Origin of the sequence: Streptomyces sp. NPDC002232, from assembly GCF_042890295.1 — a bacterium.
Classification (GTDB): domain Bacteria; phylum Actinomycetota; class Actinomycetes; order Streptomycetales; family Streptomycetaceae; genus Streptomyces.
Map to the genome: position 1 here is coordinate 1414824 of NZ_JBIARV010000001.1, position 23957 is coordinate 1438780.

A 23957-nucleotide genomic window follows, 5' to 3' on the forward strand; every position below is an offset into this window, starting at 1 on the left:
TCACCCTCCTGCGAACGGGGGGAGCACCTCGACCGTGCCGCCCTCGGCAAGCCGTACCGTCTCATGGCTCCGGGTCCCGACGGGGTCACCGTCGACCAGGAACGAGCACCGCTTCAGCACCTGGACGAGCTCGCCCGGGTGCTCCGCGCGGACCGCGTCGAGGGCCTCGGCCAGGGTCCCCGCGGTGTACGGCTCCTCGGCGACACCGGCGGCGGCCTTGGCCGCGGCCCAGTAGCGGATGGTTCCCGCTGCCATAGCGGCGCTCCCTTCGTTCGTCTGCGCGCCGCCCCCCATGATGGGCTATCCGCGCGTGAGCCAGTCCCCCAGCCGGGCGAGCAGCTCCTCGTCGGCGGCGTTCTCGGCGTGGCCCATGCCCCGCTCCAGCCACAGCTCCGCGTCGCCCGCGGCGGCCAGCGCGCGCGGGTGGTCGAGCGGGAAGTACGCGTCCCGGTCGCCGTGCACGATCAGCAGCGGGGTCGGCGCGATCAGCGGCACCGCCTCCACCGGGGACAGCGGGACCGGGTCCCAGGTCCCGCTGTCGATCCGGGTGCCGAAGCCGTACCGCCCGACGAGGCGGCCCGCCGGCCGGGTGACGACCCAGTGGAGGCGGCGCATCGGGGCCGTCCCCCGGTAGTACCAGCGGGCGGGCGCGGACACGGCGGCCACCGCGTCGGCGCGGGCCTCCGTGCCCCGCGCCAGGGCCGCGTGCCGCAGGACGACCGAGCCGCCCATGGAGAAGCCGACGGTCACCACGCGCGCGTGGCCCAGCTCGCGGGCCCAGCGGACGGCGGCGGCCAGGTCGAGGACCTCGCGGTCGCCGACGGTGGAGCGGCCGCCGGAGCGGCCGTGGCCGCGGAAGGAGAAGGTGACGACGGCCGCGCCGCGCTCCGCGAGGACCCGGGCGGCGCGCCGGACGGCGGGCCGGTCGGCCGACCCGGTGAAGCCGTGCGCGACGACGACCGCCGTATCGGTGACACTGGCCCCGGAAGGTTCGTAAACCGCCTCGATCCGGACACCGTCATCGGTACGCAGCATTGCGCGCCGGGTCATCGGGCGGTGGACGGAAGTGAGCGAGGAAACATCCAGGATGTGAAATCGACCCTCTGCCTCGGAACTCATGTGGGCTATTCTGCTTGCCAGAGGATCCGGGCAACGCAGCCCCCGGGTCCTTTTGCGTTTTCCGACCGTTGTTACGGACGGATGAACAAAAGCTCTCAGGGCGCGAGAGCCACACGTGAGCACACATAGACGTCCTCGCAGGGACCGAGGAGGAACCGACGTCATGGACGAGCGAACGACGACGCACGACGGATCGACGCACGACGGATCGACGACGACCGAAGAAGGTGCGGCGCGATGAGTTCTCTGCTGCTCCTGACGAACGCCCTCCAGCCGTCGACCGAGGTGCTTCCCGCACTCGGTCTGCTGCTGCACAACGTGCGCGTGGCCCCGGCCGAGGGTCCGGCGCTCGTGGACACCCCCGGCGCGGACGTGATCCTCGTCGACGGCAGGCGCGACCTCCCCCAGGTCCGCTCGCTGTGTCAGCTGCTGCGCTCCACCGGGCCCGGCTGTCCGCTGATCCTCGTCGTGACGGAGGGCGGCCTCGCGGCCGTCACCGCGGACTGGGGCATCGACGACGTGCTCCTCGACACGGCCGGTCCGGCCGAGGTCGAGGCCCGGCTCCGGCTCGCGATGGGCCGCCAGCAGATCGTCTCCGACGACTCCCCGATGGAGATCCGCAACGGCGACCTGTCGGTCGACGAGGCGACGTACAGCGCGAAGCTCAAGGGCCGGGTCCTGGACCTGACCTTCAAGGAGTTCGAGCTGCTGAAGTACCTGGCGCAGCACCCGGGCCGGGTCTTCACCCGCGCGCAGCTCCTCCAGGAGGTGTGGGGGTACGACTACTTCGGCGGCACCCGCACGGTCGACGTCCACGTGCGGCGGCTGCGGGCCAAGCTCGGCCCCGAGCACGAGTCCCTCATCGGCACCGTCCGGAACGTCGGCTACCGCTTCGTCACGCCCGAGAAGGTCGAGCGGGCGGCGGAGGAGGCCCGCGCCAAGGAGGAGGCCCGCGCGAGCGCCCGCGTCAAGGACGCCACGGAGGGCGTCACCCCCTCGGAGGACAGGAACGTGGCGGATGCCACAATGCGACCTGCCGGTAGGTAGGTCACCCCGCGTAGACTGCCGCGCGTGGCCAAGGTGACGCGGGATGACGTAGCGCGACTTGCGGGTACTTCTACCGCGGTCGTGAGCTACGTCATCAACAACGGACCCCGGCCGGTCGCCCCGGCCACGCGCGAGCGTGTCCTCGCCGCCATCAAGGAGCTGGGCTACCGGCCCGACCGGGTGGCCCAGGCGATGGCCTCGCGCCGCACCGACCTCATAGGCATGATCGTCCCGGACGCGCGGCAGCCGTTCTTCGCGGAGATGGCGCACGCGGTCGAGCAGGCCGCGGCCGAGCGCGGGAAGATGGTCCTCGTCGGCAACTCCGACTACCGGACCGAGCGCGAGGTCCACTACCTGCGGGCCTTCCTCGGCATGCGGGTCTCCGGGCTGATCCTGGTCAGCCAGGGCATGAGCGAGCAGGCCGCCAGCGAGATCGAGGCCTGGGACGCGCGCGTGGTGCTGCTGCACGAGCGGCCCGAGGCGATCGACGACGTGGCCGTCGTGACCGACGACATCGGCGGCGCCCAGCTCGCCGTCCGCCACCTCCTGGAGCACGGTCACCCGTACGTGGCGTGCCTCGGCGGCGTCCCGAACACCCCGGCCGTCGGCGACCCGGTCGCGGACCACGAGGAGGGCTGGCGGCGGGCCATGCAGGAGGCGGGCCTCCCGATCGAGGGCCGTCTCTTCCAGGCGCCGTACAACCGCTACGACGCCTACCAGGTCGCGCTGAAGCTGCTCGCCGGGCCGGACCGCCCGCCGGCCATCTTCTGCTCCACCGACGACCAGGCCTTCGGCGTCCTGCGGGCCGCGCGCGAACTGCGCATCGAGGTGCCGGAGGAGCTGGCCGTCGCGGGCTTCGACGACGTGAAGGAGGCGGCGCTCACCGATCCGCCGCTGACCACGGTCTCCTCGGACCGGCCCGCGATGGCCCGGGCCGCCGTGGACCTGGTCCTCGACGACTCGGTCCGCGTCTCGGGCTCGCGCCGCGAGCGGGTGAAGCTCTTCCCCTCGGGCCTGGTGGTCCGCCGCTCCTGCGGCTGCGACGGGGGCTGAGCGGCCGGTACGGCGCTCCGTACCGGCCTCCGTCCGGGCCCTGGCCGAGCCGGGGAAACCCGCTTCCTTATATCGGGCATACAGGCTTCTGTCGGGCTTCTCAGCCGGTCCTCAGACCGCTCTCATGAAACCGTCCGAAAGTCATAGCCATGACGGACTTCCAGGAGCAGCAGCCGCAGCAGCCGTACTACCCGCCGCAGCCGCCGAGGCCGCCGTACGAGCCGACGCAGCCGATCAGCACCGAGCCGGGCACCACCATCTGGCCCTCGGCCGGGCACGTGCCGCCGCCGACGGACCCGCCGCACGCCTCCCCCGTCCCCGCCCCCGGCCCCTCGCCCCGCCGTCGCGCCCGGCGCGGGGTCGGGCTCATGGCGGCGGTGGCCATCGCGGCCGCCGCCGTCGGCGGCGGCGCGGCGACCCTGGTCCAGCACCTCGTCTCCGACCCCTCCGGCGTGAGCGCCGCCGCTCCGGCCGTCAGCGGCACCAACGTCTCCTCCGGCAGCAAGGGCACCGTCGCCGGGGTCGCCCAGGCGGTCTCCCCCTCCATCGTGGAGATCTCCGCGACCTCGAACTCCGGCAAGTCCACCGGATCGGGCGTGATCATCACCTCCGACGGCGAGATCATCACCAACAACCACGTGGTCTCCGGTGCCACGGCGGTCACCGTGCAGCTCGACGACGGCAAGACCTACCGGGCCGAGGTCGTCGGCACGGACCCCGACAAGGACCTCGCCCTCATCAAGCTCCAGGGCGCCTCGGGCCTCAAGGCCGCCACCCTCGGCGCCTCCTCGAAGCTGAGGGTCGGCGACGAGGTCGTCGCGATCGGCTCCCCCGAGGGACTGACCGGCACCGTCACGAGCGGCATCGTCTCCGCCCTGGACCGGGACGTGACCGTCGCCAAGGACGAGGGCGGCGGCGGCCAGGAGCAGCAGCAGGGCGGCGGGCAGCAGTGGGACCCGAGCCAGGGCTGGCCGTTCGAGTTCGGCGGACAGCGGTTCAACGGCGACACCGGTGCGTCGAAGACCACGTACAAGGCGATCCAGACCGACGCCTCGCTCAATCCCGGGAATTCCGGCGGCGCCTTGATCAATATGAACGGCGAGATCATCGGAATCAATTCGGCCATGTATTCGCCCAGTTCTTCGAGCGGCTCCACCGCCGGGAGCGTCGGCCTCGGATTCGCCATCCCGGTCGACACGGTGAAGGCCGACCTGAACACCCTCCGCGCGGGCGGCGGCAGCTGAACGGCGTACCGGAGGCGTGCGACGCTGAGCCCATGACGGGACAGCAGAACGAAGCCGAGCGCATCCTCATCGTCGACGACGAACCCGCCGTGCGGGAGGCCCTGCGCCGCAGCCTCGCCTTCGAGGGGTACGCGACGCTCGACGCGGTCGACGGCCTCGACGCCCTCACCGCGATGGAGTCGTACGCCCCCGATCTCGTCGTCCTCGACGTCCAGATGCCCCGCATGGACGGGCTGACGGCGGCCCGCCGGATCCGGGCCGCCGGCTCGACCGTGCCGATCCTCATGCTGACCGCCCGCGACACCGTCGGCGACCGGGTCACCGGGCTCGACGCCGGCGCGGACGACTACCTGGTGAAGCCCTTCGAGCTCGACGAGCTGTTCGCCCGCATCCGCGCCCTGCTCCGCCGCAGCTCCTACGCCGTCGCGTCCGCCGCCCCCGTCGAGGACGACGTCCTGGCCTTCGAGGACCTGCGGATGAACCTGGCCACGCGCGAGGTCACCCGGGGCGGGCGGACCGTGGAGCTGACCCGGACCGAGTTCACCCTCCTGGAGATGTTCCTGGCGCACCCGCGCCAGGTCCTGACCCGGGAGCAGATCCTGAAGGCTGTGTGGGGCTTCGACTTCGAGCCCAGCTCGAACTCGCTGGACGTGTACGTGATGTACCTGCGGCGCAAGACCGAGGCCGGCGGCGAGCCGCGGCTCGTCCACACCGTCCGGGGCGTGGGCTACGCGCTGCGCGGAGGAGGCGGGGAGTGACGGGCCGCATGAGGAACTGGTTCCGCTCGCGGCCGCTGCGGTCGCGGCTGGCGCTGCTCACCGCCGTAGCGGTGGCCGTCGCCGTCGCGGCCGTGTCGCTGGCCTGCTGGTTCCTGACGCGGGCGCAGCTGGAGAACGAGCTGGACTCCTCGCTGCGCAACACCACCCTGAACCCGGCGAGCGTGCAGACGCTGCTCGGGAACTGCCGCGCGGGCACGACGCCCCCGCCGGTGGGCGGCTCGTACACCGTGCAGGTCATCCTCGACAACGGCTTCGTGTGCACCTCGGGCGAGGCGCCGATCCCCGCGGGGTCCGCGGACCTCGCGGTGGCGCGCGGGCAGCTGGAGTACGTCCTGCACACCGTGAAGGACGACGCCGGGCGCGAGATGCGGGTCTGGACCTACTCGGACGCCAGCCCCGCCGGGCTGCGGGCGGTCTCCATCGCCCGTCCGCTCTCCGAGATCGACAACTCGATGTCCACCCTCGGCTGGGTGCTGCTCCTGGTCTCCGGGATCGGCGTCGTCGGCGCGGGCGCGGCCGGGCTGTGGGTCGCGCGGACCGGCCTCGAACCGGTGAACCGGCTGACCGAGGCGGTCGAGCACGTCGCCGCGACGGAGGACCTGGCCGTGCGGATCCCAGTGGAGGGCGAGGACGAGATCGCCCGGCTGTCCCGCTCCTTCAACGCGATGACGGCGGCGCTCGCGACCTCCCGGGACCGGCAGGCGCAGCTCATCGCGGACGCCGGCCACGAGCTCCGGACGCCCCTGACGTCCCTGCGCACCAACGTCGAGCTGCTCGCCCGCAGCGAGGAGACCGGCCGGGCGATCCCGCCGGACGACCGGCGGGCCCTGATGGCCTCGGTGAAGGCGCAGATGACGGAGCTGGCCGCGCTGATCGGCGACCTCCAGGAGCTGGCCCGCCCGGACGCGGACCGGCCGGGCCCGCTCGGCGTGGTCCCGCTGCACACGACCCTGCGGACGGCCCTGGACCGGGCGCGGCTGCGCGGCCCCGAGCTGAACTTCGTGACGGACCTGGCGCCCTGGTACGTGCGGGCGGAGGCACCGGCCCTGGAACGGGCCCTGGTGAACGTCCTGGACAACGCGGTGAAGTTCTCGCCGCCCCGGGGCACGGTCGAGGTGACCCTGATGCGGGGCGAGCTGACCGTCCGCGACCACGGGCCCGGCATCCCGCCGGACGAGCTCCCACACGTCTTCGACCGCTTCTGGCGCTCCCCGTCGGCCCGCAGCCTGCCGGGCTCGGGCCTGGGCCTGTCGATCGTGGCGCGGACGGTGCAGCAGGCGGGCGGCTCGGTGTCGCTGGCCCCGGCGCCGGGGGGCGGCACGGTGGCGACCCTCCGTCTGCCGGGCGCTCCGACACCGCCGCCGGAGCTGTGAGCGGCTCCTAGTTGTGCCGGAGGAGGGCGTCGACGAGCCCGGGGCGGGTGTTCGGGAAGTCGAGCGGGACGATGCCGAGGCCGACGCGGCCGGCGAGTTCGGCGCTGTCCAGGAAGCCGTGGACCCAGGGGTTCAGGCGGTCGGAGTTCCAGCGGGGCGGGAGGTAGGCGGCGGTGCTGACGAAGTTCACGTAGAGCCGGCCGGGCTGGGTGGCGGCGGCGCGGAAGTGGGCTTGGATCTTCGGGTACTTGGCGTCGGGCAGGGCGTTGTACTCGTCCTGGACGGCGAAGACGGCCGGGTCCGCCCACCGCAGCCCGGGGAGGCCTCCGTTGTCGGCGAGGAGCACGACCCGCCCGCGGGCCTCGCCGAGGAGCGGCAGGGTGTCCCCGATGCGGAAGAGCGGGCGCCATCCCCGCCGGTCGAGGTAGTCGTCGAACACCCCGCGGAAGACGGCGTCGGACTCCTCGGAGTACTCCTGCTTGACCCGTATGAGGACGGTCTCGGAGGGGTGCGCGGCGAGGAAGTCCCGGCAGGCGACGAGGACGTCGCCGAACATCATGTTCTGGTAGGAGGCGCCGTGGTGGATGGCGAAGGAGCCTCCGGTCACCCGGCACCGCACGTCCAGGAACCGGACGCCGCTGTCCAGTTGCTGGGCGATGGTGGTGTTCTGGCACTCGCTCCAGGGGCCGCCGAAGCGGGCGCCGGAGTCGTGGGTGCCGGGGATGGTGAGCCGCCGCAGGTCGGTCCCGTCCCCGTGGCCGCCCAGCCACGCGCGCGGGTCCACGGCGGAGGCGGCGGAGGCGCCGTGCGCCCCGACGACCAGTGCGGCTCCGGCCCCCAGGGCCCCGATGAGTAGACGTCGTCGCTCCATGCCCCGGACTATGACAGGTACACCACAACACCACCAGGGTGCCGCACGCACGGCAGAGGGGGCGGCGCCCCGTCGCAACGGCGCGCCGCCCCCTCCGGGGTGCCCGATCGGCTACTGGACGACCGTGATCCGGTCCGCGGCCGGGACCGGGAGCGGGGCGGCCGCCGTGGAGTGGGCCGCCAGGTAGGCGTTGAAGACGTCCAGGTCCGAGGCGCCGACCAGCTTGTTCGTGCCGGTGGCCAGGGCCGCGAAGCCGTCGCCGCCGCCCGCGAGGAACTCGTTCATCGCGACGCGGTAGGTCTTCGACGGGTCGATCGCCACGCCGTTCAGCTTGATCGAGCCGTCGACGACGCGGGCCGCGCCCGTCTTCGTCATGTCGAGCGTGTAGGTCAGGCCCTTCGAGACCTGGAGGATCTTGATCGAGCTCTCGTTGGAGCCGCTCACCTGCTGCTTCAGCGCCGCGATCAGGTTCGCGCCGGAGAGGTCGACCACGTTCATCATGTTGGTGAAGGGCTGCACGGTGAAGGACTCGCCGTAGGTCACCACGCCGTCGCCCTCGGCGCCGGACGCCTTGTACACGAGGTCGGAGCGGATGCCGCCCGGGTTCATCAGGGCCAGCTGCGCGCCGCCCTTGTCCGCCGGGGCCAGGCCCTCCAGCTGCGCGTCGGCGATCAGGTCGCCGAGCGGCTTCTCGTACGCCGTGGAGCCGCGGCCGTTGATGTCGGCGGCGATGTAGCCCTGCGGGCGGTTCGCGACCGGGGCCGCGATCGTCTTCCAGTCCTCGATCAGCTTCGTCATGTCCGGGGCCTTCGGGACGTCACGCGTGACGACGTGGTTGGCCGAGGCGACCGCGGTGCGGACGATGTCCCTGGTGCGGCGGTCGTAGGTCAGCGTGGTGTCCGTGTACAGCTTGCCGAACGACGAGGCCGAGGTGACCAGACGCGGCTTGCCCGCCGGGTCCGGGATGGTGCACACGTACGCCTGGTGCGTGTGGCCGGTGACCAGCGCGTCGACCTGCGGCGAGACGTTCTTCGCGATGTCGACGATCGCGCCGGAGACGCCCTCGCCCTCACCGTCGCCGTCACCGTCGCAGTTGTAGTTCACGGACTGCGAGGCCGGCAGGCCGCCCTCGTGCACCAGGGCGACGATGGACTTGACGCCCTTGCGCTCCAGGATCTTCGTGTACTTGTTGATCGTCTCGACCTCGTCGCCGAACTTCAGGCCCTTGACGCCCTCGGCGGTGACGACGTTCGGGGTGCCCTCCAGGGTCACGCCGATGAAGCCGATCCGGACGCCGTTCTTCTCCCAGATGAAGTACGGGTCGAGCAGCGGCCTGCCGGTCTTCTCGTTCGTCACGTTGGCCGCGAGGTACGGGAAGTCGGCGCCCTTGAACTTCTTGCCCGGGACGAAACAGCCGGCCGTCGGGTGACAGCCGCCGTTCTGCATCCGGGCCAGCTCGCGCGCGCCCTCGTCGAACTCGTGGTTGCCGACCGAGGTGACGTCCAGGTCCAGCTTGTTCAGGGCGCCGATGGTCGGCTCGTCGTGGAAGAGCCCGGAGAGCAGCGGAGAGGCACCGATCATGTCGCCGGCCGCCGCGGTCACGGAGTAACGGTTCCCCTGGCGGGCCTGGCGCAGGTGCGTCGCCAGGTACTCGACGCCACCGGCGTCGACCTTCTCCGTCGTCCCGTCCGGCTTGGTCCGGGTGACCTGGCCGGAGGAGCCGGCCGGCGGCTCCAGGTTGCCGTGCAGGTCGTTGAAGGAGAGCAGCTGGACGTCGACCATCCGCCCCCAGCCCTTGCCCTTGCCGTGCCCGGCGGCGTACGAGTCACCGGCCGCCCCGGCCGACGGCATCGCGGCGACGAGCGCCCCGACGGTCGCGAGCCCCGCACCGGCGGCGAGAATGCGCCGTGCCGTCTTGTTCTTCCTCGGTGTCGCTGCCATCTCTCCCCTAGTCCCCTTGCCCCGATTCGCGGCCTTGATCTGCTTCCCCGTTGCGCGTGCAGCCTAGAGTCAACGCGCGTAGCGCAACAGGGGGGAGCGGGTTACAAGACAGTTGCCCTTGGCTGACGAACTGTCGCCGTAGGCTCGTAGCCATGACTTCCGACACGGCACCGGCCCTCGAACCGGGACGGCAGATCCACACGTATGACGAGCTCACGCCCGAGCAGATCCAGGACGTACTGGAGCTGCTCGAGGCCGCCGACCACGCCGACGGCCTGCACGCCGTGTCCGAGCAGGGCCGGCTCTACCTGCGGCACGGCCGGCGCGAGGGCGTGCGGCACTTCCTCCTCACCGTCGGCCCCCAGCTCTACGGCTACGCCCAGCTGGAGGAGACCGACCCGATCGAGGCCCCGGCCGCCGAGCTGGTCGTGCACCCCTCCCACCGGGGCCGGGGCCACGGCCGGGCGCTCGGCACCGCCCTGCTGGGCGCCTCCGGCAAGCGACTGCGCGTCTGGGCCCACGGCGGCAAGTCCGCCGCCCGGCACCTCGCCCAGGTCCTCGGCCTGACGCTCTTCCGCGAACTGCGCCAGCTGCGCCGCCCCCTGGTGCCGCTCGACATCCCGGAGCCGGTGCTGCCCGAGGGCGTCACCGTACGGACCTTCAACCCCGGCGCGGACGACACCGCCTGGCTCGCCGTCAACGCCGCCGCCTTCGCGCACCACCCGGAGCAGGGCTCGCTCACCCAGCGGGACCTGGACGACCGGAAGACCGAGCCGTGGTTCGACCCGAAGGGCTTCTTCCTCGCCGAGCGGGACGGGCGCCTGATCGGCTTCCACTGGACGAAGACGCACGCCGAGGAGCAGCTCGGCGAGGTGTACGTGGTCGGCATCCTGCCGGACGCGCAGGGCGGCGGTCTCGGCAAGGCGCTGACCGCGATCGGCCTGCGGCACCTGGCGGCGCAGGGGCTGCCGACCGCGATGCTGTACGTGGACGCGGACAACACGGCGGCGGTGCGGGTCTACGAGGGGATCGGCTTCACGACGCACGAGGTGGACCTGATGTACCGCACGGAGTCCTGAACACGCGCCTGACACCGGAGTCCTGAACCGGCGCGGGACGCCGGCGTCCTGAACACACGGAGCGCGCCGACGTCCTGAACACCCCAATGAAAGGGGGCGGTTGACACCGCCCCCTTCTTTCCACCACCCTTTCACTACTTGATTAGTGAAAGGGTGGTGGAAGGGATCGTGGTCGAGTACCGCATCGACCGGCGCAGCGGCGTCGCCACCTACCTCCAGATCGTCCAGCAGACGAAACAGGCCCTCCGCATGGGCCTCCTGGAGCCGGGCGACCGACTGCCCACCGCACGCGAGGTCGTCGAGGCGACGGCCATCAACCCCAACACGGTGCTCAAGGCCTACCGCGAGCTCGAACGCGACGGCCTCGTCGAAGCCCGCCGCGGCCTCGGCACCTTCGTCCGCGCCACCCTCGGCACCGGCCCCGCCGACTCGCCGCTGCGCGGCGAACTCACCGACTGGGCCCGCCGGGCACGCGCCGCCGGGCTCGAACGGGACGACGTCGCCGCGCTCTTCACCGCCGTACTGAAGGAACACTTCGAGGGGGACGAATGACCGACCCGGTCATCGAGGCCGAGGGCCTCGGCCTGCGCTACCGCCGCCGCGGCGGAACCTGGGCCTTAAGGGACTGCACGTTCACGCTGCCCGCCGGACGGATCGTCGCCGTCGTCGGCCCCAACGGCGCGGGAAAGTCGACCCTGCTGGCCGTGGCGGCCCACCTGCTGCGCCCGACGGAGGGCCGGATCGTGGCGCCGGAGGGGGACCGCGTCGCGTACGTCGCCCAGGACAAGCCCCTGTACGGCTCCCTCACCGTCGCCGAGACCCTGCGGATGGGACGCGAGCTCAACCCGGACCGCTGGGACCGGGCCGTCGCCGAGGAACTGGTCGCGGCCGGACCGCTGGACCCCGGGGCCCGGGTCCGCTCCCTGTCCGGCGGCCAGCGCAGCCGCCTCGCCCTCGCGCTCGCCCTCGGAAAGCGGCCCGACGTGCTGCTCCTCGACGAACCGATGGCCGACCTCGACCCGCTCGGCCGCCACGAACTCATGGGCGCGCTCATGGCGGACGCCGCCGAACGGGGCACCACCGTCGTCATGTCCTCGCACGTCCTCACCGAACTGGAGGGCACCTGCGACCACCTGCTCCTCGTCCACGACGGCGGCATCCGGCTCGACGGGCAGATCGACGAACTGATCGCCGCCCACACCCTGCTGACCGGCCCGGTCGGCGACCTCGCCCCGCACGCCGTCGTCGACTCCCGCACCACGGGCCGTCAGCTCACCGCCCTGGTACGGCGGAAGGGCCCGGTCGAGGGCCCCTGGACCGCCACCGCGCCCTCCCTGGAGGAGCTCCTCCTCGCCCACCTCCGCGCCTCGCGCACCCTCGAAGGAGCCTCCGCATGACCGCCCTCGCGCTCAGGGGCCCCTACTGGGTGACGGTCCGCCAGCACCGTCCGGCACTGTGGACGGCCCTGGCCCTGGCCGTCGCCGCGGCCGCCGTGCTGATCACGGCGCGCCTGTGGTCCGACGGCGCCGCCGAAGCGCTGCGGGCCGCGCACTGCGCCGTCGACAGCACCGACCGGTCCTGCTTCCAGGCCGTCCGCGAGTACACCGACGACCGGTGGCTGGCCCGCCACCTGGTGGAGTACGTCGGCCTCGGCATGATCGCCCTGCCCGTGCTGCTCGGAGCGGTCGTCGCCGGCCCGGTGATCGCCCGCGAGCTGGAGACCGGCACGTACAAGATGGCGTGGACGCAGTCCGTCAGCCCCGCGCGCTGGCTCACCGCCACACTCGCGGTGCCGACCGCCCTCGTCGTCACCTGCGTCCCGCTGCTGAGCCTCGTCTTCCACTGGTCGTGGTCGACGGGACCCTCCAACGACTTCCCGACGTACTGGTACGACCCCACCATCTACGCCTCGATCGGCACCCTGCCCGTGGCCCACGCCCTCCTGGGCACCGCCCTCGGGACGCTCGTCGGCCTCCTCGTGCGGCGGACCGTCGTCGCCATGGGCGTGACCGTCGCGGCCACCACCGGCCTCCTGCTCGCCCTGGCCTGGCTGCGGCCCGGACTGTGGCCCGCCGACACCCTGACCGGCCGCGAGCTGTCCCTGCGCGTGTCCGACGCCTGGGTGCTGGGCAACGGCATGGTCACCGCCTCCGGCGACCGCGTGGGCTGGGAGTACTGCTCGACCCGGGCGGAGACCGCGCGCGACTGCATGATCGGGCGCGGCGGGGTCGCCGACTTCGTCGACTTCCACCCGTCCACCCACTTCTGGCCCCTCCAGCTCGTCGAGACCGGCATCCTCCTCGCCCTCGCCGCCCTCGCCGTCCTCACCGCCTTCCGCGTCCTGCGCGCCCGCCACCCGTAGGGCGGCAAGGGCCCGGAAAGGGGGGCGGGGCCCCGACAAGGGCCCCGCCCCCGATTCCCGTACGTCATGTCGTCGTTACCGGCCATTCAGAAGCGCTTGCGACGCTCACGCAATGAAGCGCTCCGTGTCCGCCCTCCCCAAAGGGAGACTTCCCTCCCCCACGGCCCGCTCCGACGCGCCCGACCACCCCTCCGCGCGGAACAATGGGGCCATGAGCCAGCAGCCCGCCGAGGTCCCGGTCCAGCCCTCCGCCACGCCGTCCGCCCCGTCGTCCGGAACGTCCTCCTTCGGTTCCCTCACCACCCACCGCGCGCACGTGGCGAACGGGACCGTCGTGACCGACCTCGACGCCGAGCTCGACTCCGATCCCGACACGCTCAAGGACGACGGCGCACTCGGCGCCGAGCTGCCGCAGGGCCGCTTCCTCGACCGGGAACGCAGCTGGCTCGCCTTCAACGAGCGCGTCCTGGAGCTCGCCGAGGACCCCACGACACCCCTCCTGGAACGGGCGAACTTCCTCGCGATTTTCGCCTCGAACCTGGACGAGTTCTTCATGGTCCGCGTCGCCGGCCTGAAGCGCCGCATCGCCACCGGCGTCGCCACCCGGTCCGCCTCCGGCCTCCAGCCCCGCGAGGTCCTCGACCTGATCTGGACGCGCTCCCGCGAGCTCATGGCCCGGCACGCCGCCTGCTACCAGCAGGACGTCGCCCCCGCCCTCGCCGACGAGGGCATCCACCTGATCCGCTGGCCCGAGCTCACGGAGAAGGAGCAGGCCCGGCTCTTCACGCTCTTCCGGCAGCAGATCTTCCCGGTCCTCACCCCGCTCGCCGTGGACCCGGCGCACCCCTTCCCGTACATCTCCGGCCTGAGCCTCAACCTCGCCGTGGTCGTACGCAATCCGGTCAGCGGCCACCGCCACTTCGCGCGCGTGAAGGTGCCGCCGCTGCTCTCCCGCTTCCTGGAGGCCTCCCCGCAGCGCTACGTCCCCCTGGAGGACGTGATCGCGGCGCACCTGGAGGAGCTGTTCCCCGGCATGGAGGTGCTCGCGCACCACATGTTCCGGGTGACCAGGAACGAGGACCTGGAGGTCGAGGAGGACGACGCGGAGAACCTGCTCCAGGCCCTGGAGAAGGAGCTCATGCGGCGCCGCTTCGGGCCCCCGGTGCGCCTGGAGGTCGAGGAGTCCATCGACCCCTACGTCCTCGACCTGCTGGTCCGCGAGCTGAAGGTCTCCGACGCCGAGGTCTATCCGCTGCCCGGACCGCTCGACCTCACCGGCCTCTTCGGGATCGCCGGACAGGACCGGCCGGAACTGAAGTACCCCAAGTTCGTCGCCGGCACCCACCGCGACCTCGCCGAGGTCGAGTCCGCGTCCGCGCCGGACGTCTTCGCCGCGCTGCGCGAACGGGACGTGCTGCTCCACCACCCGTACGACTCCTTCTCCACCTCCGTCCAGGCCTTCCTGGAGCAGGCGGCGGCCGACCCCGACGTCCTCGCGATCAAGCAGACGCTCTACCGGACCTCCGGCGACTCCCCGATAGTCGACGCCCTCATCGACGCCGCTGAGTCCGGCAAGCAGGTCCTCGTCCTCGTCGAGATCAAGGCCCGCTTCGACGAGCAGGCCAACATCAAGTGGGCGCGGAAGCTGGAGGAGGCCGGCTGCCACGTCGTCTACGGCCTCGTCGGCCTCAAGACCCACTGCAAGCTGTCGCTCGTCGTACGCCAGGAGGGCGAGCTGCTGCGCCGGTACTCGCACGTCGGCACCGGCAACTACCACCCGAAGACGGCCCGCCTCTACGAGGACCTCGGCCTGCTCACCGCGGACCCGCAGGTCGGCGCGGACCTCTCCGACCTGTTCAACCGGCTCTCCGGATACTCCCGCCGCGAGACGTACCGGCGCCTGCTCACCGCCCCCAAGTCGCTCCGCGACGGACTGGTCTCCCGGATCACCAAGGAGATCGCCCACCACCGCGCGGGCCGCCCGGCGTACGTCCGCATCAAGGTCAACTCGATGGTCGACGAAGCGATCATCGACGCCTGCTACCAGGCCTCCCGGGCCGGCGTCCCCGTCGACATCTGGGTCCGCGGCATCTGCGCCGTGCGCCCCGGCGTCACCGGCCTCTCGGAGAACATCCGGGTCCGCTCGATCCTCGGCCGCTTCCTGGAGCACTCCCGGATCTTCGCCTTCGGCAACGGCGGCGAACCCGAGGTCTGGTTCGGCAGCGCCGACATGATGCACCGCAACCTGGACCGCCGGATCGAGGCCCTCGTACGGGTCTCCGACCCGGCCCACCGGGCCGCACTCACCCGGCTCCTGGAGACCGGGATGTCCGACACCACCTCCTCCTGGCACCTCGGCCCCGACGGGAACTGGACGCGGCACGCGACCGACCCCGAGGGCCGGCCCCTGCGGCACGTCCAGGAGATGCTCATCGACGCGCGGAGGCGCCGGCGTGCACAACCCTGACCACTCGCAGGACGTCACGGCGGGCGAGGTCCTCGCCCCCTACCTGCACGCGCGGGCCGCGGACTTCCTCCGCGGCCTGCGCCTGCACGGCGAGAGCGGCTCCGACACGGCCGGAGCGGAGGAAGCGGCCCGTACGCTGCGGGCCGCGGCCCGCCGGATCGGCGGCACCCTCCACACCTTCCGCCCGCTGCTCGACACCGCCTGGGCCGACCAGCTGCGCACCGAGCTCGCCTGGCTCTCGGGAACCCTGGCCCTGGAGCAGGCCTGCACCTCCCGCCTCGTCCGCCTGGTGGACGCGCTGTCCCGGCTGTCGAACGGCAGCGGCCCGGTCCCCGCGGCCCGGAACACCGAGGGCGGACCCGGCCTCACGGTCGGGGCCGCCCGCGCCGGCGCACTCCTCGAACGCCAGCTGACCCTGGCCCGCACGCGCGCCCACTCGGCCTCCCTCCAGGCCCTCGGCTCCGCCCGCTTCCACGCGATCGCCGACGCCGTCGCGCTCCTCGCCTCCGAGGTGCCCCTCGGACCCGCCGGCGCGGCCCCGGCCGTCGAGGTCATCGACGCCCCCGCCGACCTCGCCGCGCGACGCCTCCAGGACGCGGTCGCCGCACTCCCGCTGAACCGGGCGGCCCACCCGTACAACGCGGAAGCCCTCGCCCTCGCCGCCGGTGAGGGCCAGGACGCGCCCTGGCACCACACCCGGGCCCTGCTGCGTCTGCACCGGTACGCCACCGAGGCCCTGCACACCGGCGGCGAACCCGACTCCGTCCTCTACGAGGCGGCCCGGGCCCTGGACCGGCACCGCGACGCCGCCGAGGCCGCGACGGCGGCGGCCACCGCGGCCCGCACCCCGCGGATCGCCCCGGCCACCGCCTACGCCCTGGGCGTCCTGCACGCCGACCAGCGCCACGAGGTGGAAGCGGCCCGCTTCTCCTTCCAGCGCGCCTGGCGCAGAACGACGGCCCCGGTCCCATGACCACCCCCATCCTGGCCGCGGGCTGCGTCCTGTGGCGGCCGTCGGTTTCCGGCCAGGGCATCGAGATCGCCCTGGTCCACCGGCCGAAGTGGGACGACTGGTCGCACCCGAAGGGCAAGCGGAAGCGCGGCGAGACGGCGGAGGCGTGCGCGCTCCGCGAGGTCCTGGAGGAGACGGGCCGCCGCTGCGAGCTCGGCGCCCGCCTGCCCACGGCGCACTACTGGGTGGCCGGCCGCCCCAAGGAGGTCGCGTACTGGTCGGCCCGCGCCCTGGACGGCGGCTTCGTCCCCACCCGCGAGGTCGACGCCCTCCTCTGGCTCCCCCCGTCGTCGGCCCGCCACCGCCTCACCCAACACCGAGACCGCACCCTCCTGGACACGGCCTTGACCACCACCCCGACCTGACCGGCTTGCGCGGCCCTAGACCCGCCCCGGGCCGCGCCCGCGCGTGGGCCCGCGTGGGCGGTCCATCCACCCACCCCGGCGTGCGCCCGCACCTCGGCGGGCCCGCGCCGCGCGTGGGCCCGCCGCCCACGCCCCGTGTGGGCAATCGTCCCGCTGGGCGGGACGGGTGGGCACACGGGACGGCGCCCTCTCGCGGCGCCTCCGCGTCCGCGCCCTGACCCGCACCACCATGTGCCGCACCTGGCGGTGCGGGCCAGGCACAGCAGCCTCTGGCGCCGGAAGGGCGCGGGTCCGTTGTGCCCACCCGTTCCGCCCCTTGCGGAACGCCTGCCCACAACGGTGGGGCGCAGGCCCACAACGGCCGGGCGCGGGCGCGGGCCCGCAACAGCCCATCCGCCCCCACGGACGTGCCCCCGCACCCGGGCTTCCGGCACGGTTCACTTCCCGTTCACTCTCCCCCGCAGACCGCTTCACCTGATCTGCCTAATTTCGGCCTTACAGGGTGCACGGAGCACAGCAACGCACCCACCAACCGACACACGCCGCCGTACAACGGTCAGGACACCCGGTCCGCGCCCCGCGACAAGGCGGCTTCTGGAAGGAACACCCGAAAGTGAAGCTTTCGCGCAAGAACGGGCTTCGCGCCTCCGCGATCGGTGCCCTCGTCGTCTCCGGTGCGCTCGTCCTCTCGGCGTGTGGCTCGGACAACAACACGGAGACCCCGACCAAGGACGGCGGCACCAAGACCTCCGCCGCCGCGTCGAACATCGCGTGTGACGGTGCCAAGGGCCAGCTGCTCGCCGCCGGCTCCAGCGCGCAGAAGAACGCGATGGACCTGTGGGTCAAGAACTTCCAGGCCGCCTGCTCCGGTGTCGAGGTCAACTACCAGGCCATCGGCTCCGGCGGCGGCATCACCAAGTTCAACCAGGGCCAGGTGACCTTCGCCGGCTCCGACTCCGCCCTGAAGGACGAAGAGGTCGCCGAGTCGCAGAAGATCTGCAAGGGCGGCAAGGGCGTCAACCTGCCGATGGTCGGCGGCCCCATCGCCATCGGCTACAAGCTGGACGGCGTGGACAACCTGGTCCTGGACGCCCCCACCCTCGCCAAGATCTTCGACACGAAGATCACCAAGTGGAACGACCCGGCGATCGCCAAGCTGAACCCGGGCGCGAAGCTCCCCGACACCACCATCCAGGCCTTCCACCGCTCGGACGAGTCGGGCACCACGCAGAACCTGGGCAAGTACCTCTCGGCCACCGCGAAGGCCGACTGGAAGTACGACCCGAAGACGAAGTCGTGGCCCGCCCCGGGCGGCCAGGCCGCCAACGGCTCCTCCGGTGTCGCCACCGCGGTCAAGGACGCCGAGGGCTCCATCGGCTACTTCGAGCTCTCCTACGCCACGGCCAGCAAGATCTCCACGGTCAGCATCAACACCGGTGCCGCCGCCCCGGTCGCCGCCTCCACGGAGAACGCCTCGAAGGCCATCGCCGCCGCCAAGGTCAAGGGCACCGGCAGCGACCTGGCCCTCTCCCTCGACTACACGACCAAGGCCGAGGGCGCCTACCCGCTCACCCTGGTCACGTACGAGATCGCCTGCGACAAGGGCAACAAGGCGGAGACCCTGCCGACCCTGAAGGCGTTCCTCACCTACACCGCCAGCGAGGAGGGCCAGAAGGTCCTCGCCGACGCCGGCTACGCCCCGCTCCCGGCCGAGATCGCGGCCAAGGTCCGCGCGATCGTCCCCACCCTGTCCTGACCCCCGGCCGGGTCCGGCCCCCCACCGTCCTGGAGGGGCCGGCCCCGGCATCCGGTGCACCGCCGCCAGGGCCCCGTCCCCCCTCGACCGAGGGACGCACGGGACCCGCAGACCGGAGAAGAACAGATGGCTACCACCACACCAGACATACAAAGGAGCCGGCGCGCCAAGAGCGCGACCCGCCCCGGGGACCGCATCTTCAGCGGCCTCTCCCGAGGCTCCGGCATCACCCTCCTCGTGATCATGGCCGCGATCGCGGTCTTCCTGACCTACCGTGCCGTCCTCGCCATCTCGAAGGACAGCACCAACTTCTTCACCACCTTCGAGTGGAACCCGGCGAACAACCCCCCGGTCTTCGGCATCGCCGTCCTCGCCTTCGGCACGATCGTCTCCTCGATCATCGCGATGCTCATCGCCGTGCCCGTCGCGATCGGGATCGCCCTCTTCATCTCGCACTACGCCCCGCGCAGGCTCGCCAAGCCGCTCGCGTACGTCGTCGACCTGCTCGCCGCCGTGCCCAGCATCATCTACGGCCTCTGGGGCGCGATCTTCCTGGTCCCGTACCTGGGCGGCCTGAACCAGTGGCTCGACCAGTACCTGGGCTGGACGTACATCTTCGACAAGTCCCAGGACGGCGTCGCCCGCAACCTCTTCACCGTGGGCATCCTGCTGGCGATCATGATCCTGCCGATCATCACCAACGTGACCCGCGAGGTCTTCCTCCAGGTCCCCCGGATGCACGAGGAAGCCGCCCTCGCCCTCGGCGCCACGCGCTGGGAGGTCATCCGCATGTCGGTGCTGCCCTTCGGCCGCTCCGGCATCATCTCCGCCTCCATGCTGGGCCTCGGCCGCGCACTCGGCGAGACCATGGCCGTCGCCGTGGTCCTCTCGCCCAGCTTCGTCCTCTCGGGCCACCTCCTCGACCCGGGCGGCGGCACCTTCGCGCAGAACATCGCCGCCAAGTTCAACGAGGCCAACGAGTTCGGCCGGGACGCCCTGATCGCCTCCGGTCTCGTCCTCTTCGTCATCACCCTGCTGGTCAACGGCGCCGCCCGCTGGATCATCGGCCGCCGCAAGGAGTACTCGGGGGCCGCGGCATGAGCCACGCCATACAGGACCGTCCGGTCACGGCCGCCCCGCAGCGCGGGCCGCTCGCGCACGCCCGGCTCCCCCGCTGGACCCCGGCCGCCATCGCCGCCGGCTCGATCGCCGGAGGCATCGGCATCGGCGCCGCCGCCGGCTGGCACAGCAAGGTCCAGTGGGGCCTGCTCGCCGCCCTGCTCTTCGTCCTCGTCACCTTCGCCGTGACCACCAAGGTCGAGGGCAGCCGCCAGGCCAAGGACCGGGTCGCCACCAGCCTCGTCTGGGTCTCCTTCGTCCTCGCCGTCGTCCCGCTGCTCTCCCTCGCCTGGGTCACGATCAGCAAGGGCCTCGACGTCCTCGACGGCTACTTCCTGACCCACTCGATGAACGGCGTCCTCGACGCCGAGGCCGGCGGCGGCGTCTACCACGCGCTGCTCGGCACCATCGAGCAGGTCGGCATCGCGACCCTGATCGCCGCGCCGATCGGCCTCCTCACCGCCGTCTACCTCGTCGAGTACGGCGGCGGAAGGCTCTCCCAGGCCGTCACCTTCTTCGTCGACGTCATGACGGGCATCCCGTCGATCGTCGCCGGCCTCTTCATCCTCGCCACCTGGAACCTGATGCTGGGCTTCGGCCCCTCCGGTTTCGCCGGCGCGATGGCCCTCGCCATCCTGATGGTGCCGGTCGTGGTCCGCTCCACCGAGGAGATGCTCAAGCTCGTCCCGAACGAGCTCCGCGAGGCCTCCCTCGCCCTCGGCATCCCCAAGTGGCGCACCATCCTGAAGGTGGTCCTGCCCACCGCGATCGGCGGCATCACCACGGGCGTCATGCTCGCGGTGGCCCGCATCACCGGTGAGACGGCCCCGATCCTGCTCCTCGTGTTCGGTACGAAGCTCATCAACCCGAACCCCTTCGAAGGTGCCCAGTCCTCCCTGCCGCTCTACGTGTACGAGCAGTACGCGGTCGGCACCGACGCCGCCGTGGCCCGTGCCTGGGCCGCCGCGCTCGTCCTGATCGCCTTCGTCATGATCCTCAACCTGGTGGCCCGCGGCATCGCCCGCTGGAAGGCCCCGAAGACCGGCCGCTGACCGCGGCACATTGGAAGTGATTCACATGGCCAAGCGCATCGACGTCAGCGGCCTGTCCGCCTACTACGGCACCCACAAGGCGATCGACGACATCTCGATGACCGTCGAGCCCCGCTCCGTGACGGCCTTCATCGGCCCCTCCGGCTGCGGCAAGTCCACCTTCCTGCGCACCCTGAACCGCATGCACGAGGTCACCCCCGGCGGCCGCGTCGAGGGCAAGGTGATGCTGGACGACGAGAACCTGTACGGGACGAACGTCGACCCGGTCGCCGTGCGCCGCACCGTCGGCATGGTCTTCCAGCGCCCCAACCCCTTCCCCACCATGTCGATCTTCGACAACGTGGCGGCGGGCCTGCGGCTCAACGGCAAGTACAAGAAGTCCCAGCTGAACGACATCGTCGAGAAGTCGCTCAAGGGCGCCAACCTCTGGAACGAGGTCAAGGACCGCCTCAACAAGCCGGGCTCCGGCCTCTCCGGCGGTCAGCAGCAGCGTCTGTGCATCGCCCGCGCGATCGCGGTCGAGCCCGACGTCCTGCTGATGGACGAGCCCTGCTCGGCCCTCGACCCGATCTCCACCCTCGCCATCGAGGACCTGATCGGCGAGCTGAAGGAGCGCTTCACGATCGTCATCGTGACGCACAACATGCAGCAGGCGGCCCGCGTCTCGGACCGCACGGCCTTCTTCAACCTGGCGGCCGTCGGCCAGCCCGGCAAGCTGATCGAGCTCGACGACACCGAGCGCATCTTCTCCAACCCGAGCGTCCAGGCGACCGAGGACTACATCTCCGGCCGCTTCGGCTAGACCGCGCTCCCCCAGACCGTCTTACGGTGCTGCATGGCGGTGCCACCGTAATGACGAAGGGCCCGGCTCCCCCACAGGGGAGCCGGGCCCATTTCCGTACGGAACCACTCAGCCGAACAGCAGCTGCACCACGTAGTAGCTCAGCGCGGCGACCAGCGCGGCCGCCGGCATGGTGATGAACCAGCCGAGGATGATGTTCTTGGCGACGCCCCACCGGACCGCGTTGACGCGCTTCGTCGCGCCGACGCCCATGATCGCGGAGGTGATGACGTGCGTGGTCGAGATCGGCGCGTGGAACAGGAACGCCGAGCCGAACATGATCGACGCACCGGTCGTCTCCGCCGCGAAGCCCTGCGGCGGGTCGAGCTCGATGATCTTGCGGCCGAGGGTGCGCATGATGCGCCAGCCGCCCGCGTACGTGCCGAGCGACAGCATCACGGCACAGGCGATCTTCACCCACACCGGAATGTCGTCGCCCGCCTGCTGGACGTCGGCGATGACCAGGGCCATCACCACGATGCCCATGGTCTTCTGCGCGTCCTGGAGACCGTGGCCGAGCGCCATGCCGGCCGCCGACACCGTCTGCGCGATCCGGAAGCCGCGCTTGGCCTTGTGCGGGTTGGCCTTGCGGAACATCCACAGGATCGCGCACATGACCAGGTAGCCGACCACGAGGCCGACCACCGGGGAGACGAACATCGGGATGACGACCTTGTCCAGGACGCCGCCCCAGATCACCTCGGTGCCGCCGGCCAGCGCCGCGCCCACCATGCCGCCGAAGAGGGCGTGCGAGGAGGAGGACGGCAGTCCGAAGTACCAGGTGACAAGGTTCCAGATGATCGCGCCGACGAGCGCGGCGAAGAGGATGCCCATCCCCTTGTCGCCGGTCGGGGTCTCGATGAGCCCCTCACTGACCGTCTTGGCGACGCCGCTGCCCATGAAGGCACCGGCGAGGTTCATGACCGCCGCCATCGCGAGCGCCGCCCGGGGCGTGAGCGCCCGGGTCGACACCGAGGTGGCGATGGCGTTGGCCGAGTCGTGGAAGCCGTTCGTATACGTGAAGCCGAGCGCGACACCGATGGTCACGATCAGAGCGAAGGTGTCCACGAAGCTCAGGACTCCTTGACCGCGATGGTCTCCACGGTGTTCGCCACGTGCTCGAACGCGTCGGCCGCCTCTTCCAGCACGTCGACGATCTGCTTGAGCTTCAGCACCTCGATGGCGTCGTACTTGCCGTTGAAGAGCGTCGCGAGCAGCTTGCGGTGGATCTGGTCGGCCTGGTTCTCGAGCCGGTTGACCTCGATCCAGTACTCGGTGAGGTTGGCCATCGTCCGCAGGTTCGGCATCGCCTCGGCGGTCAGCTCCGCCGCCCGCGCGAGGACCTCGATCTGCTGCTCGACGCCCTTGGGGAGTTCCTCGACGTTGTAGAGGACGACCAGGTCGACGGCCTCCTCCATGAAGTCCATGATGTCGTCGAGGGACGACGCGAGGTTGTAGATGTCCTCGCGGTCGAACGGCGTGATGAAGGAGGAGTTCAGCTGGTGGAAGATCGCGTGGGTGGCGTCGTCACCGGCGTGCTCCGCTGCCCGCATCCGCTCCGCGATCTCGGCCCGGGCGGAAGGCTCCGCTCCGAGCAGTTCCATCAGGAGCTTCGAGCCCGTGACGATGTTGTCCGCGGACGCGGCGAACATGTCGTAGAAGCTCGTCTCCCTGGGGGTCAGACGAAATCGCACGTGAGGTCCTCGGGGTGCTGGGTTTCGGTCAGGCTGATGCTAGGCGCATCATCCGGCCACGGCTAACCGGCGTCTCTCAGTGTCGCCCATCAGGCACAGTGAACTGCACGGGCCCCCGCCCGGACCGGCGGGGATCGGTACCATATACCCACGAGGGGTATACACCCCCTTTTCTGGACAACGGGAGGACGCGATGACGACCACCGAGGCGGACCAGGTCACCCCCGAGGCCGTCGAGGCCGTCGAGCCGGCCGACCACGGTCACGGCGTGCACGGCTACCACAAGCAGAAGGACGAGCACCTCAAGCGGCTCCGCCGGATCGAGGGCCAGATCCGGGGTCTGCAGCGGATGGTCGACGAGGACGTCTACTGCATCGACATACTCACGCAGGTCTCCGCCTCCACGAAGGCGCTCCAGTCCTTCGCGCTCCAGCTCCTGGAGGAGCACCTGCGGCACTGCGTCGCGGACGCGGCGGCGACCGGCTCGGGCATCGACGAGAAGGTCGAGGAGGCCACGAAGGCCATCGCCCGCATGATGCGCACCTGAGGCGGGCGGGGCGGGACCGCACCCTCAGCGTTCCTCCGCGGCCCGCTCCGCCGCCACCCGCAGGACCTCGTCGATCCGGTCGTCGCTGAGCCGTTCCCCGTCGGCGGCCGACGCCGCGATGATCAGCTCTCCGCAGAGCTCGATCTCGGCGAGGGCGACGCAGTCCGGGTCTGCGGGCACGGTTGCTGTACCGGGCGGGGCCACGCGCATCCACCTCTTCCTGCCGGCGTCGGTCT

At 71.6% G+C, this 23957-nt stretch carries 24 protein-coding genes; 17 read left to right on the plus strand and 7 right to left on the minus strand.

The features are described from left to right. Together ACFYXU_RS06570 and ACFYXU_RS06575 are read right to left on the minus strand one after the other, a co-directional pair. The gene (locus ACFYXU_RS06570; RefSeq protein WP_329849796.1) at positions 1–255 is read right to left on the minus strand and encodes a MoaD/ThiS family protein; all 255 of its coding nucleotides are present in this window, start codon (positions 253–255) and stop codon (positions 1–3) included. A 45-nt stretch (positions 256–300) separates the two neighbouring features. Further along, on the minus strand, positions 301–1119 hold the full coding sequence (locus ACFYXU_RS06575; protein ID WP_361392651.1) for an alpha/beta fold hydrolase: 819 nt from the start codon (positions 1117–1119) through the stop codon (positions 301–303). Between the two features lie 237 nt (positions 1120–1356). Here ACFYXU_RS06575 and ACFYXU_RS06580 point away from each other — a divergent pair, with 237 nt between their 5' ends. The 5 genes from ACFYXU_RS06580 to ACFYXU_RS06600 all read left to right on the plus strand — a co-directional run bounded on the left by ACFYXU_RS06580 (position 1357) and on the right by ACFYXU_RS06600 (position 6615). Then, positions 1357–2166: a response regulator transcription factor gene (locus tag ACFYXU_RS06580; RefSeq protein WP_361392648.1), complete on the plus strand. Its 810-nt coding sequence runs from the start codon at positions 1357–1359 to the stop codon at positions 2164–2166. 24 nt (positions 2167–2190) lie between these two features. Beyond that, complete coding sequence (locus ACFYXU_RS06585; RefSeq protein ID WP_329849791.1) at positions 2191–3219, plus strand: LacI family DNA-binding transcriptional regulator; 1029 nt, start codon at positions 2191–2193, stop codon at positions 3217–3219. A 149-nt stretch (positions 3220–3368) separates the two neighbouring features. Then, on the plus strand, positions 3369–4463 hold the full coding sequence (locus ACFYXU_RS06590) for a S1C family serine protease (protein ID WP_389456696.1): 1095 nt from the start codon (positions 3369–3371) through the stop codon (positions 4461–4463). Positions 4464–4495: 32 nt separating this feature from the next. Then, a complete protein-coding gene (locus ACFYXU_RS06595; protein ID WP_361392642.1) occupies positions 4496–5221 on the plus strand; it encodes a response regulator transcription factor in 726 nt (241 codons plus the stop codon). Positions 5222–5229: 8 nt separating this feature from the next. Next, positions 5230–6615, plus strand: a complete 1386-nt coding sequence (locus ACFYXU_RS06600; RefSeq protein ID WP_389407625.1) for a sensor histidine kinase — start codon at positions 5230–5232, stop codon at positions 6613–6615. A gap of 7 nt (positions 6616–6622) precedes the next feature. Here the strand turns inward: ACFYXU_RS06600 and ACFYXU_RS06605 are convergent, their stop codons facing one another. Then, positions 6623–7486, minus strand: coding sequence for a phosphatidylinositol-specific phospholipase C (locus ACFYXU_RS06605; protein ID WP_389407626.1), 864 nt, complete (start codon positions 7484–7486; stop codon positions 6623–6625). Between the two features lie 111 nt (positions 7487–7597). Next, entirely contained in the window at positions 7598–9427 is a 1830-nt protein-coding gene (locus ACFYXU_RS06610; RefSeq protein WP_389407627.1) for a bifunctional metallophosphatase/5'-nucleotidase, read from the minus strand. A 152-nt stretch (positions 9428–9579) separates the two neighbouring features. Between ACFYXU_RS06610 and mshD the strand changes: the two genes are divergently transcribed. The 11 genes from mshD (at position 9580) to pstB (ending at position 21441) form a co-directional block, all read left to right on the plus strand. Then, the gene (gene mshD / locus ACFYXU_RS06615) at positions 9580–10506 is read left to right on the plus strand and encodes a mycothiol synthase (protein ID WP_361392630.1); all 927 of its coding nucleotides are present in this window, start codon (positions 9580–9582) and stop codon (positions 10504–10506) included. Between the two features lie 168 nt (positions 10507–10674). Then, positions 10675–11058 (plus strand): GntR family transcriptional regulator, encoded by a 384-nt coding sequence (locus tag ACFYXU_RS06620; RefSeq protein WP_376509806.1) that lies wholly within the window; start codon positions 10675–10677, stop codon positions 11056–11058. Continuing rightward, positions 11055–11903 carry an ABC transporter ATP-binding protein gene (locus ACFYXU_RS06625; RefSeq protein ID WP_376509767.1) on the plus strand — a complete coding sequence of 283 codons (849 nt, stop codon included), beginning with the start codon at positions 11055–11057 and terminating at the stop codon, positions 11901–11903. Before ACFYXU_RS06620 ends, ACFYXU_RS06625 begins: the two co-directional genes overlap by 4 nt. Beyond that, complete coding sequence (locus ACFYXU_RS06630) at positions 11900–12868, plus strand: hypothetical protein (protein WP_389407628.1); 969 nt, start codon at positions 11900–11902, stop codon at positions 12866–12868. Before ACFYXU_RS06625 ends, ACFYXU_RS06630 begins: the two co-directional genes overlap by 4 nt. 211 nt (positions 12869–13079) lie before the next feature. Then, a complete protein-coding gene (locus ACFYXU_RS06635; protein ID WP_389407629.1) occupies positions 13080–15335 on the plus strand; it encodes an RNA degradosome polyphosphate kinase in 2256 nt (751 codons plus the stop codon). Further along, positions 15322–16308, plus strand: coding sequence for a CHAD domain-containing protein (locus ACFYXU_RS06640; RefSeq protein WP_329849778.1), 987 nt, complete (start codon positions 15322–15324; stop codon positions 16306–16308). The genes ACFYXU_RS06635 and ACFYXU_RS06640 overlap by 14 nt, the downstream gene beginning before the upstream one ends. Next, positions 16305–16712: an NUDIX hydrolase gene (locus ACFYXU_RS06645; RefSeq protein WP_389407630.1), complete on the plus strand. Its 408-nt coding sequence runs from the start codon at positions 16305–16307 to the stop codon at positions 16710–16712. The genes ACFYXU_RS06640 and ACFYXU_RS06645 overlap by 4 nt, the downstream gene beginning before the upstream one ends. A gap of 613 nt (positions 16713–17325) precedes the next feature. Next, entirely contained in the window at positions 17326–18468 is a 1143-nt protein-coding gene (pstS, locus tag ACFYXU_RS06650) for a phosphate ABC transporter substrate-binding protein PstS (protein WP_376509773.1), read from the plus strand. Between the two features lie 126 nt (positions 18469–18594). Beyond that, on the plus strand, positions 18595–19569 hold the full coding sequence (gene pstC, locus ACFYXU_RS06655; protein ID WP_329849774.1) for a phosphate ABC transporter permease subunit PstC: 975 nt from the start codon (positions 18595–18597) through the stop codon (positions 19567–19569). Beyond that, a complete protein-coding gene (gene pstA / locus ACFYXU_RS06660; RefSeq protein WP_389456700.1) occupies positions 19566–20639 on the plus strand; it encodes a phosphate ABC transporter permease PstA in 1074 nt (357 codons plus the stop codon). Before pstC ends, pstA begins: the two co-directional genes overlap by 4 nt. Positions 20640–20664: 25 nt before the next feature. Beyond that, entirely contained in the window at positions 20665–21441 is a 777-nt protein-coding gene (gene pstB / locus ACFYXU_RS06665; RefSeq protein WP_329849772.1) for a phosphate ABC transporter ATP-binding protein PstB, read from the plus strand. 108 nt (positions 21442–21549) lie between these two features. Here the strand turns inward: pstB and ACFYXU_RS06670 are convergent, their stop codons facing one another. Beyond that, the gene (locus tag ACFYXU_RS06670) at positions 21550–22548 is read right to left on the minus strand and encodes an inorganic phosphate transporter (RefSeq protein WP_329849770.1); all 999 of its coding nucleotides are present in this window, start codon (positions 22546–22548) and stop codon (positions 21550–21552) included. Positions 22549–22553: 5 nt separating this feature from the next. After that, entirely contained in the window at positions 22554–23174 is a 621-nt protein-coding gene (locus tag ACFYXU_RS06675; RefSeq protein WP_015035093.1) for a DUF47 domain-containing protein, read from the minus strand. A 193-nt stretch (positions 23175–23367) separates the two neighbouring features. Between ACFYXU_RS06675 and ACFYXU_RS06680 the strand changes: the two genes are divergently transcribed. Further along, positions 23368–23721 (plus strand): metal-sensitive transcriptional regulator, encoded by a 354-nt coding sequence (locus ACFYXU_RS06680; RefSeq protein ID WP_229844235.1) that lies wholly within the window; start codon positions 23368–23370, stop codon positions 23719–23721. Between the two features lie 24 nt (positions 23722–23745). Here the strand turns inward: ACFYXU_RS06680 and ACFYXU_RS06685 are convergent, their stop codons facing one another. Beyond that, positions 23746–23931, minus strand: a complete 186-nt coding sequence (locus ACFYXU_RS06685; RefSeq protein ID WP_329849766.1) for a hypothetical protein — start codon at positions 23929–23931, stop codon at positions 23746–23748. Positions 23932–23957 lie beyond the last annotated feature (26 nt).